Consider the following 11061-nt stretch of genomic DNA (forward strand, 5'->3'; position numbering starts at 1 on the left):
GACTTGCCGCCGGCGTGCAGCAGCCGGTCGCGGTGCGCGGTGCGGCAGTGGTCGGCGCCGACGATGGCGGCCAGCGCGTCGACGTCGGCCTGCGCCAGGGCCGACGGGCGCAGGTTCACCTGGTCGGGGTCGAGTTCGGGCCGGCCGGGATCCGCGAGGCCCACGGCCTGGGTCAGCAGCGCCCGGATGCCGCCGGACAGCGGCGTGGCCGCATCGGGATCCCCCCACGCGTTCCATTTCATCGGCGGCAGGAGTTCCTCGGGTTGCACCATGCGTTACAGTATTACAGATGTTGTCAACCAGTAATGCTGCGTCGGATACCGGGGAGCGGATCCTGGCCGCGGCGGCCAGTTGCGTCGTCGATTTCGGCGTCGACCGGGTGACGCTGGCCGAGATCGCGCGGCGCGCGGGCGTGAGCCGGCCGACCGTGTACCGGCGCTGGCCGGACACCAGGTCGATCGTCGCCGACCTGCTGACCCGGCGCGTCACCGACGCGATGCGCGAGGCGCCGCTGCTCGGCGAGGACCGGGAGTCCCTGGTGCGCCAGATCGTGACGGCGGCCGACCTGCTGCGTCGCGACCGGCTGGTCATGTCGGTGCTGCACTCGGAGCTCGCGCCCACCTACATCACCGAGCGGCTGGGAACCAGCCAGCGCATGCTGATCGACACCCTCGCCGACCGGCTGCGGACCGCCCAGCGCCACGGCAGCGTCCGCGCGGGCGATCCCGTCCAGCTGGCCACCATGGTGTTGCTGATCGCCCAGTCGACGATCCAGTCCGCGCAGATCGTGCACCCGATCCTCGGCACCGACGCGCTGGCAACCGAACTCGCCCACGCGCTGAACGGATACCTGTCGTGACGGCGCTGAACGCGGCCCGGCGCGCGGCCGACCTGAGCGCGCTGGCCGAGGGTGCGGCGCTGGACGTCCTGGTGATCGGCGGCGGCATCACCGGGGCGGGCGTGGCCCTGGACGCGGCGTCGCGCGGCCTGCGCGTGGTGCTGGTGGAAAAGCACGACCTCGCGTTCGGCACCAGCCGCTGGAGCTCCAAGCTGGTGCACGGCGGCCTGCGCTACCTGGCGACCGGCAATGTGGGCATCGCCCGGCGCAGCGCGCTGGAACGCGGCATCCTGATGACCCGCAACGCCCCTCATCTGGTCCGCGCGATGCCGCAGCTCGTTCCGCTGCTGCCGTCGATGGGTCGCGGCCAGCGCGCGTTGGTGCGGGCCGGCTTTCTCGCCGGCGACGTGCTGCGGATGGCGGCCCGGACACCGGCCGCCACGCTGCCCCGCTCGCGGCGGGTGGCGGCGCGTCAGGTGGTGGAGCTGGCCCCCACCGTGCGGCAAGACGGGCTCGACGGCGGCCTGCTGGCCTACGACGGGCAGCTGATCGACGACGCCCGGCTGGTCGCCGCGGTCGCACGCACAGCCGCGCAGCACGGCGCCCGGATCCTGACCTACGTGGCGGCCTCCGAGGTCACCGGCGCCTCGGTGCGGTTGACCGACGGGCGCTCGGGGCAGTCGTTCGACGTGTCGGCGGCCGCGGTGGTCAACGCGGCCGGGGTGTGGGCGGGGGAGATCGACGGGTCGCTGCGGCTGCGGCCCAGCCGCGGCACCCACCTGGTGTTCGGCGCGGCCGCCTTTGGGAATCCCGTTGCGGCGCTGACCATCCCGATCCCCGGCGAGCTGAACCGGTTCGTCTTCGCCATGCCCGAGCAGCTGGGCCGCGTCTATCTCGGGCTGACCGACGAAGCCGCTCCCGGCCCGATCCCCGACGTGCCAGAGCCGTCCGCGCGGGAGATCGCGTTCCTGCTGGACACCGTCAACACGGCGCTGGGGACCGCCGTCGGGCAGTCCGACGTGATCGGCGCCTACGCCGGGCTGCGGCCCCTGATCGACACCGGCGAGGGACGCACCGCCGACGTGTCGCGCGAGCACGCCGTGGTCGAATCACCGTCCGGGGTCATCAGCGTGATCGGCGGCAAGTTGACCGAATACCGTTACATGGCAGAGGATGTCGTGGACCGTGCGGTGGAGTTGCGCGGCCTGCGCGCCGGGCCGTGCCGGACCCGTGAGCTGCCGCTGATCGGCGCACCGACCAATCCCGGCCCGCCTTGCGGGCCGGTCGCCGGGTTGCCGCCCTCGCTGGTGGCGCGCTACGGCGCCGAGGCGGCCAACGTCGTGGCCGCCGCCGGCTGCGAGCGGCCGCTCGACCCCGTCGCCGAGGGAATCGACGTGACCCGCGCCGAGTTCGAGTACGCGGTCACCCACGAATGCGCCCTGACGGTCGGCGACATCGTGGACCGGCGGACCCGGATCGGCCTGGTGGACGCCGACCGCGAGCGCGTCGTCGGGGTGGCCGAGGAGTTTTTGGCATGCTGAGATTCCCGGTGGTGCTGGCCGCCGCACTGGTGGTCGCCGGATGTTCCACGCACGCGGCCGGCCCGGGCCCGGCTCCGTCCTCACCGTCGGCGACCGGCGGCCCGGCAACCCGGACCGTCGACGTCGTCGCCGTCGATGCCGGGGGCCGGCCGGTCAACGGCTATCACGAAATCACCGGCGGCGGGGCCGTTCCCGACCAGGCGGACTGCACCGAGCCGTCGCCGGCCGCCGTCGGCAAGAACAGCTACCGTTGCTGGCCGGCCTACTACGCCGCCGACGTCTGCTGGCCGGCCTCGGGCCGGGACCTGTTGTGCCTGAACGACCCCTGGGCCAAGGAGCTGCACCGGATCCGGTCGCGCGCCCCGCTGGCGCCGGTGAATCCGCCGGCCCTGCCGACGCCGATGGCCCTGCTGCTCGACGACGGCACCCACTGCCGGGCGCGCAACGGCGGCGCGTGGGGGCACCGCTCCGACGACCTGCAGGCCTTCTACGGGTGCGGCGATCGTCCGGGGCTGACCGTGCTGGCCCCGCCGGACACCTATCCGATCGACCGCTCGCTGCCGGTGTGGACGGTCAAGGTGGGGCCCGACCAGGCCCCGGAGCCGTCGTCGCCGGCACCGGTCAGCACCCACCGGGTGCAGACCGCCTGGTTCGCCGGCGACTAGAGATCGCGACGCCGATCGGCCCGGATCGAATCAGAAACTGGTGGATTTGTGCGCCGAATTGTGTTTCGGTGAATCTGATTGCATCTGGCTGTGAGTACGCACTGTGGTGTGGGTTGCTGCGACGTCACGGAGGTGTGTGGTGAATGCTCGGCGGCGGGGCGCGGTCCGGGTGGCCGGCGTTGGGGCGGTAACGGGTGCGTTGGCGGTGGCGGCGATGACCCCGGGGGTGGGAATGCCCTCGGCGCGTGCCGATGTCCTGGATCTGATCATCGATCCGTTGGTGAATGCGGTCGGTACGGGAGTAGCGGGTGCCCTGGATGCCGGCGCGGTCGACGCCGGTGTGCTGACCGCTGATCTCGGTGTGGCGACTGCGGACGCGACGGCCGCTGGGGCGCAACTGAATTCGACGTTGGTCGAGGTGAGCAATCAGCTCGATGTCGCGTTGAATGCGGCGGGTCAGGATTACCTCACCGGCCCGGTGGGCCAGACGGTGGATCCGGCCGTCAACGGGCCGACGGTCTTCTTGTTCGGGCGGGACCTGATCGGTAACGGCGTCAACGGATTCAGCGGGCCCAACGATTCGGTGTTCGGCGGCTCGGGGCAGTTCGGCAATCTCGGCGACGGCGGGTTCCTGTTCGGGAACGGGGGCGCCGGGGCTTCCGGCGTGGCCGGTGTCGATCACGGCATCGGGGCGGCCGGCGGTTCTGCCGGGCTCATCGGTAATGGCGGTCTCGGCGGGGCCGGCGTGGACGGCGGTGCCGGTGGGGCCGGCGGGGCCGGCGGATTGCTGATCGGTGATGGCGGTCCGGGCGGCTTGGGCGCCGACGGTGTGGCCGGCGTCAACGGTGGGGCCGGCGGGATCGGTGGTGTCGGGGGCGCCGGGGGCTTGTTGATCGGTAACGGCGGCGTCGGGGGCGAGGGCGGCGCGGGTGCCGCCGGTGGGGCCGGTGGTCCCGGTGGCGCGGGCGGGGCCGGTGCGGACTGGCTGGCCGGTTTCGGCGGTCTTGGTGGCGCCGGTGGTGACGGTGGTACCGGTGCCGCCGGCGGTGCCGGAGGCGATGGCGGCAGCGCTTTCGGGTTGTTCGCCAGCGGCGGTGGCGGCGGCGCGGGCGGCAACAGCGGGGCGGATGTGTCCTCGACGGTATTACCCGCGCTGGGCGGCGCCGGTGGTAACGGCGGTCTGTTCGGTGCGCACGGGATGGTCGGTGATTTCGGCACTCTGACCGGCGTCTCCACGGGCGGCGTCACCGCTCCGGGCGGCATCACCTCGTCTCAGATAGCCAACAGCGACCTGCTGACGATCGGGACCACCGGGGTGTGGCTGACCAACAGCGACGGCCAGGTCGTCGAACTGCACGGGTTCAACCTCGTCGACAAGCTCCCCCCCGGTGAGCCGTCCGCGCTGGGCTTCGACAATGCCGATGCGCAGTATTTGGCCGACCACGGCTACAACGTGGTGCGGCTGGGCATCATCTGGTCCGACCTGGAACCGGAGCCCGGTGTGTACAACGCCGCCTATCTCGACTCGATCGACCAGACGGTGAAGACCCTGGGCAACAACGGCATCTACACGATCATCGACCTGCACCAGGACGCCTACAGCAGCACGTTCGGCGGCGAGGGAATGCCGGTGTGGGCGACCCAGACCGGCGGGCTGCCCAACCCGCAGCTACCTTTCCCGGCCAACGAATTTCTCGACCCGGCCGAGTTGCATGCCTGGGATGCGTTCTGGTCCAACGCCGCTGCCCCCAACGGCATCGGTCTGGAGGACAACTACGCCCAGATGGCGGAGTATGTGGCAAACAACTTCAACGGCAACCCGGATGTGGCCGGAATCGAAATCATGAACGAGCCGGAGCCGGGCGCGCAGTGGCCGCTGGCGGTGCTGGGCGACCCGTTCTTCGAGCAGCAACAGCTGACGCCGTTCTATGACCAGACGGCGATGGCGATCCGGGCCGTCGACCCGAACACCACGATCTTCTACGATCCCAGCATCACCGCCGAATTCGGCTCGCCCGTCCACCTGGGCACGGTCGACGTCCCGAACACCGCCCTGTCGTTCCACGACTACTGCCAGTTCATGCTGGGCCCCGTGGGGTGCATTCCCGACATCGGTCAGATCGCGACGAACGCCGTGCAGTACGCGCACGGCCAGGGCATCCCGGCATTGATGACCGAATTCGGGGCGACCAACGTCCAGTCGAACATCGCTGCCGTGATGGGGGTTGCCGACAAGAACCTGGTGGGGTGGGCGGAGTGGGCCCTCACCGGGCAGAACGACATCACCGGCTCGCCCAGCACGGAATGGTTGATCAACAACCTCTCCGAGCCGTTGACCGGTGCCAACGTCAATACCGCCACGCTGGACACCCTTTCGCAGCCGTACCCGCAGGTGATTTCGGGCACGCCGGAGTCGTGGTCGTTCGTCAACGGGGTCTTCGACTTCACCTACTCGACTGCCAAGGCCGACGGTCTCGGCGACTTCGCCGCCGGTTCGAATACCACCATCTCGGTGCCGCAGGTGGAGTTCCCCGGCGGGTATACGGTGGCGGTCACCGGCGGGCAGGTCGTCTCGGCCCCTGACGCCGCCCAACTCGTCATCGCCTCAGACGCCGGTGCCGACACCGTCAAGGTCGTCGTGAGCCCGGTGACCCCGGGTGGCTGAGCAGACGCAGAATCGCACGCGGAAGGCTTTCCGTTTGCGATTCTGCGTCTGCTCGCCGTACTCAGCCGGGTATGCGTGCGCGGTTGAGGTGGCCCGCGATCCGAGTGACCACGCGGTCGGGTGCGCGCCGTACGTCATCGGCGACGATGGGGATGACCGTCCAGCCAACCTCTTGCAGGCTTGCCAGCCTCCTTTTGTCGCGCAGCATCTCGTTCCGCCCAGCATGCCAGGCGATGCTTTCGTATTCGGCGGCCACATGTGCCTGCGGCCATGCAAAGTCGACGCGCCACATCTCGTCGTCGCGGCCACGAATCAGGTACTGGAGCTCCGGACGCGGCAGCCCGCCGTCGATCATGACGAGTCGGGCCTCGCTTTCCATCGCCGACTCCGCCCGCCCGTCGGCGAGCGGCAGAAGGGCGCGCACAGCGACGATGCCTCGCCGACCTCGCTGCTCAGCGAGAGCGCGGGCAATGTCATCGTGGGTGAACCCCATTGAGCGCAACACCGCATCGAGTGTCGCCAGTCGTGGACGTCGCAACTGCCGTGCGACTTCCACGGCGGTCCATGCGGGCGTGGTCGCCAGACGGTCCGCCACCCGCTGCAGCGCTGCACCCTTGCGTTGGTGTGGACCATCAGACCGACCGTCGGACGCATCCGTACCCCCGGATCGAGAACGTGGACGGTAGTCGTGTTTTCCGTGTCGAACCCGTGCAGCGCGGCGGCGGTGCCCAGGCAGGCAACCGCATGCCCACCCATAAAGACGTCGAGTGCTGCCAAGCGCCCCAACAGATTTGGGTTCCTGGGCGGCGTAGATGCCATACCATACGCGGACAAGTCCGCCGGTCTTGACTTGAACGTCGAGTTGCCGACGGTTCACGACCCTCAACAGTTGTGCGGTTGTCGCAAACCCACCGGCTTCAGCGAGGACCTCGAGCGTGTCGGTGTGCACCGCGCGATCATGCGCAGGCTGCCGCGCCCGGGCCAGTCACCGCTGGGGATAACACTCTGCGTCTGCTCGCGGTAAAGAGGTGACCTACAGCGGGATGTTCTTGTGGCGGCCACGCCGTGCCGGTGCCTGGGCGAGCGCCTCGGTGAGCTTGCTGCGGGTGTGCGACGGGTCGATCTTCTCGTCGACCACGCCGATCTCGATGGCGCTGTCCACCCCGCCGGCGATCCGCTCGTGCTCGTCGGCCAACTGGTTGTGCAGCGCCTCGCGTTCGTGCTCGGGCGCGGCGGCCAGCTTGCGCTTGTGCAGGATCCCCACCGCGGCTTTGGCGCCCATCACCGCGACCTCGGCGTCGGGCCAGGCGAACACCTTGGTGGCGCCCAGCGAGCGGGAGTTCATCGCGATGTAGGCCCCGCCGTAGATCTTGCGGGTGACCAGCGTGACGCGCGGCACCGTGGCCTCGCCGAACGCGTGGAGCAGCTTGGCGCCGCGGCGCACCACGCCGCCCCACTCCTGGTCGACCCCCGGCAGGTAGCCGGGCACGTCGACGATCACCACGAGTGGAATGCCGAACGCATCGCACAGGCGCACGAAACGCGCTGCCTTCTCGGCGCTTTCGGAATTCAGGCAGCCGCCGAGGCGCAGCGGGTTATTGGCCAGCACGCCGACGGTGCGGCCCGACAACCGGCCCAGCCCGACCACCATCGAGGGCGCCCACTTGGCCTGGAACTCGTCGAACGGCGTGTCCGCATCCAGCACGGCGGCCACGATCGGGTGCACGTCGTAGGCCCGCCGGGGCGATTCGGGCAGCAACGCCTTGATGTCGGTGTCCCCGGCCTCGGCGCTGCCGCGGTCGAAATGGCCCTGCTGGCAGAACAACCCGACGAGCCGGCGGCCGCGCTCGTAGGCGTCGAGCTCGTCGTCGGCGACGATGTGGCACACCCCGGACTTCTTGTGGTGGGTGTCCGGTCCGCCGAGCGAGGCCATGTCGACGTCCTCGCCGGTGACGCTGCGCACCACGTCGGGCCCGGTGACGAACACCCGGCTCTCCGGCGCCATCACGATGACGTCGGTGAGCGCGGGCCCGTAGGCGGCACCGCCGGCGGCGAAGCCGACGACCACCGAGACCTGCGGGATGTAGCCCGACGCCCGGATCATGGCCTCGAACACCTGGCCGACCCCGTGCAGCGCCCGCACGCCCTCGGCCAGCCGCGCCCCGCCGGAGTGCCAGATGCCCACGATCGGGCTCTGCTCCTCGATGGCGGTGTCGTAGGCGTTGACGATGTGCGCGCAGCCCTCGACACCCATCGCGCCGCCCATGACGGTGCCGTCGGTGCAGAAGCCGATGGTGCGGACGCCGTTCACGGTCCCCGCGGCGGCGAGCACGCCCGAGCGGTCACGTTCGTGCAGCAACTGCACGCTGCCGTCGTCGAAGAACGTGCTCAGACGCAGCAGCGGGTCGCGGGGGTCGAGCGACTCGCCAATCGCCTCGGGGGCCGTGATTGTCATCGCGTTTCTCCTGTTCCGGTGATGCGTCGAGGGAGGTCAGTACCGCCCGAACGTGATCGCGACGTTGTGTCCGCCGAACCCGAACGAGTTGTTGATGGCGTAGTTGTATTCGCCGGGCCGGGGTTTGCCGGCCACCACGTCCAGGTCGATCTCGGGGTCGAGGTTTTCCAGGTTCAGCGTCGGGGGCACGATCTGGTCACGCAGCGCGAGCACGGTCAGGATCGACTCGACGGCGCCCACGGCGCCGACCGAGTGGCCCAGCGCGGCCTTGGGCGCATACACCGCAGCGTGGTTGCTGCTGCCCAGGGCGTTGTTGATGGCCTTGCTCTCGGCCAGGTCGCCGACCTGGGTGCCGGTGGCGTGGGCGTTGACGTGGTCGATGTCGGCGGGGGTCAGGCCCGCCAGTTGGATGGCCCGGGTCATCGCGTGCCCGGCGCGTTCCCCGTTGGGGTCGGGGGCGACCATGTGGAACCCGTCGGAGGTGATGCTGGCGCCCATGATGCGGGCCAGGATGTTGGCTCCGCGCGCCTTGGCGTGTTCCTCGGTCTCGATCGTCATGAGCGCGCCGGCCTCGCCGAACACGAAGCCGTCGCGGTCGCGGTCGAAGGGGCGGCAGGCCCCGGGCGGGTCGTCGTTGTTGGTCGACATCACGATGCGCATCGCGGCGAACGCCGCGATCGGCACGGCCTCGATCCTGGTCTCCACGCCGCCGCAGATCGCCATGTCGGCCTCGCCGAGCACGATCTGCTGCCAGGCGCGCGCGATGGCCTCGCACCCGGACGCACACGCCGACACCGGCGTCATCACGCCGGCCTTGGCGTGCCGCTCAAGGCCGACCGCCGCGGCCGCACCATTGGGCATGTACTTCTGCACGCCCAACGGCGAGACCGCTTTGATGCCGCGGGCCCGCATGTCGTCGTAACTGAAGACCATCTCCTCCGACGACCCCAGACCGGTGCCGATGGAGACGGCCAAGCGGTTGGTGTCGACCTCCGGGTTGCCGGTGTTCTCCCACACCCGGCGGCCCAGGATGGTGGACATCCTCTGCAGATAACCCGTGCGGCGCAACTCGACACGGGTCAGCTGGCTGTCGAACTCCTCTACGAGGTGCCCGCCGATGCGCACGGGCAGGTTGAACTCCTCGACAAAGGGGTCCTCGAGCGTGCGAATACCACTTTGGCTGTCCTGCAACAGCTTCCACGTGGTCTCGGCGTCAGGCGCCAGCGCGGTCGTCATGGCAACTCCGGTGACGACCACATTGGGAAATGCTTTCCCGGTAACCAGCTCGGTCATGGGTCCTGCGAACTTTCCTTTCGTGCTTGGTGGTGATCACAATCCCGGCGAGGCCGGGTGAAGCGGGTCACCACCATTCAGTTTCAGTAGCGTCCGAACGCGAGCGCCACGTTGTGACCGCCGAACCCGAAGGAGTTGTTGATCGCGTAACGGAACTCGCCATAGCGAGGTTCGCCCGCGACAACATCCAGGTCGATCTCGGGATCGGGGGTCTCGTAGTTGAGGGTTGGGGGTATCACGCCGTCCCGAAGGCTCAATACCGTGAGAATCGACTCGAGGGCACCGACCGCGCCGATGGAGTGACCCAGCGCCGACTTGGGCGCATAGACCGCCGCATGCTCGCAGCCGGCGACCCGCAGGGCGTTGGCCTCCGCGGCATCCCCGATCGGGGTCGCGGTGCCATGCGCGTTGACGTGGTCGATGTCTTTGGGGGACAAGCCCGCCAGCTCCATCGACCGGGTCATCGCCCGGCCGGCGCGTACGCCGTCAGCCGCGGGCGCCACCATGTGGAAGGCGTCCGAGGTGATGCCGGCACCGAGCAGCCGGGCCAGCGGCTTGGCGCCGCGGGCCTTGGCGTGCTCTTCGGTCTCGATCAGCATGAGCGCCCCGGCCTCGCCGAAGACGAAGCCGTCGCGGTCCTTGTCGAACGGACGCGAGGCACGCTCGGGCTCGTCGTTGCGGGTCGACATGGCCCGCATCATCGAGAACGCCGCGATCGGCAGCGCCTCGATGGGGCCCTCGACGCCGCCGCAGACGGCGACGTCCGCGTCGCCCATGACGATCTGGCGCCACGCGTGGGCGATCGCCTCGGAGCCCGACGAGCAGGCCGACACCGGGGTCATCACCCCGGCGCGGGCCCCGAGCTGCAGCCCCACGGTCGCCGCGGCGCCGTTGGGCATGATCATCTGAACGGCGAGCGGGGACACCTTGCGGGGGCCGCCCTCGTTCATCAGGTCATAGCTCTCGACGATCCGCTCCGCGCCGCCCAGGCCGGTGCCGACCACGACGGAGAACCGGTCGGGGTCGAGCTCGGGGTTGCCGGCGGACTCCCACAGGCGTCCGCTCAGCAACTTGCCCATGCGCTGGACATACGACATGCGCCGCATGTCCAGCCTGCCCATCTGGGCATCGACCGGCTCCTTGAGGTGGCCGCCGATCTTGACGGGCAAATCCCACTTCGTGACGAACTCGTCCTCGAGCACGCGGATGCCGCTCTCGCCAGCCAACAGACCCTTCCACGTGCCTTCGATGTCCGGCGCGATGGAAGTCGTCGCCGTGACGGCGGTCACCACAACGCTGGGGTAACCGCCATTAGCAGTGGAAGGCTTGGTCACTTGCTGTCCGCTTCCATCCTCGCCTGGACGTTGGCCACGGCCTCGGGGTTCTCCGACTCGAGCTTGGCCCGCAGCGCCTCGGCGGCCTCGGGGTTCTCTTCCTCGAGCTTCTGGATGTAGGAGACGACGTCACCGACGGTACGCAGACCGGCGAGGTCCTCGTCGGGGATCTTCACGCCGTACTTGTCCTCGGTCTGCACGGCGATCTCGACCATCGACAGCGAGTCGATGTCCAGGTCGTCGACGAACGACTTCTCCGGGGTGACCTCG

At 69.7% G+C, this 11061-nt stretch carries 8 protein-coding genes and 2 pseudogenes; 4 read left to right on the plus strand and 6 right to left on the minus strand.

Translation table 11 applies throughout. The features are described from left to right. Nucleotides 1-242, minus strand: a pseudogene (locus AC2VOR_RS04880) (hypothetical protein); the annotation flags it as partial. Between the two features lie 47 nt (nucleotides 243-289). Here AC2VOR_RS04880 and AC2VOR_RS04885 point away from each other — a divergent pair. From AC2VOR_RS04885 to AC2VOR_RS04900, 4 genes are all read left to right on the plus strand, one after another. Beyond that, a complete protein-coding gene (locus tag AC2VOR_RS04885) occupies nucleotides 290-859 on the plus strand; it encodes a TetR/AcrR family transcriptional regulator (RefSeq protein WP_486963293.1) in 570 nt (189 codons plus the stop codon). Next, nucleotides 847-2379, plus strand: coding sequence for a glycerol-3-phosphate dehydrogenase/oxidase (locus tag AC2VOR_RS04890; protein WP_486963295.1), 1533 nt, complete (start codon nucleotides 847-849; stop codon nucleotides 2377-2379). Before AC2VOR_RS04885 ends, AC2VOR_RS04890 begins: the two co-directional genes overlap by 13 nt. Next, nucleotides 2373-3044, plus strand: coding sequence for a hypothetical protein (locus AC2VOR_RS04895; RefSeq protein ID WP_369738213.1), 672 nt, complete (start codon nucleotides 2373-2375; stop codon nucleotides 3042-3044). The genes AC2VOR_RS04890 and AC2VOR_RS04895 overlap by 7 nt, the downstream gene beginning before the upstream one ends. A 139-nt stretch (nucleotides 3045-3183) precedes the next feature. Next, nucleotides 3184-5709 carry a cellulase family glycosylhydrolase gene (locus AC2VOR_RS04900; RefSeq protein ID WP_369738214.1) on the plus strand — a complete coding sequence of 842 codons (2526 nt, stop codon included), beginning with the start codon at nucleotides 3184-3186 and terminating at the stop codon, nucleotides 5707-5709. Between the two features lie 61 nt (nucleotides 5710-5770). Here the strand turns inward: AC2VOR_RS04900 and AC2VOR_RS04905 are convergent. The 5 genes and pseudogenes from AC2VOR_RS04905 to AC2VOR_RS04925 all read right to left on the minus strand — a co-directional run. Next, a pseudogene (locus AC2VOR_RS04905) lies at nucleotides 5771-6658 on the minus strand (hypothetical protein). An 84-nt stretch (nucleotides 6659-6742) separates the two neighbouring features. Next, entirely contained in the window at nucleotides 6743-8164 is a 1422-nt protein-coding gene (locus tag AC2VOR_RS04910; protein WP_369738215.1) for an acyl-CoA carboxylase subunit beta, read from the minus strand. A gap of 36 nt (nucleotides 8165-8200) precedes the next feature. Next, entirely contained in the window at nucleotides 8201-9457 is a 1257-nt protein-coding gene (gene kasB, locus AC2VOR_RS04915; protein WP_369738216.1) for a 3-oxoacyl-ACP synthase KasB, read from the minus strand. An 83-nt stretch (nucleotides 9458-9540) separates the two neighbouring features. Beyond that, complete coding sequence (kasA, locus tag AC2VOR_RS04920; RefSeq protein ID WP_369738217.1) at nucleotides 9541-10791, minus strand: 3-oxoacyl-ACP synthase KasA; 1251 nt, start codon at nucleotides 10789-10791, stop codon at nucleotides 9541-9543. Then, a partial coding sequence (locus AC2VOR_RS04925; protein ID WP_486963294.1) for an acyl carrier protein occupies nucleotides 10788-11061 on the minus strand: 274 nt, incomplete at its 5' end. The genes AC2VOR_RS04925 and kasA, both read right to left, overlap by 4 nt.

Source organism: Mycobacterium sp. TH-M103, from assembly GCF_057473785.1.

Excerpts from the sequence above, each read along its gene's own strand:
- AC2VOR_RS04885 (WP_486963293.1), top strand. The coding sequence starts at position 290 with ATGTTGTCAACCAGTAATGCTGCGTCGGATACCGGGGAGCGGATCCTG.
- AC2VOR_RS04895 (WP_369738213.1), top strand. The coding sequence starts at position 2,373 with ATGCTGAGATTCCCGGTGGTGCTGGCCGCCGCACTGGTGGTCGCCGGA.
- AC2VOR_RS04910 (WP_369738215.1), bottom strand. The coding sequence starts at position 8,164 with ATGACAATCACGGCCCCCGAGGCGATTGGCGAGTCGCTCGACCCCCGC.
- kasB (WP_369738216.1), bottom strand. The coding sequence starts at position 9,457 with ATGACCGAGCTGGTTACCGGGAAAGCATTTCCCAATGTGGTCGTCACC.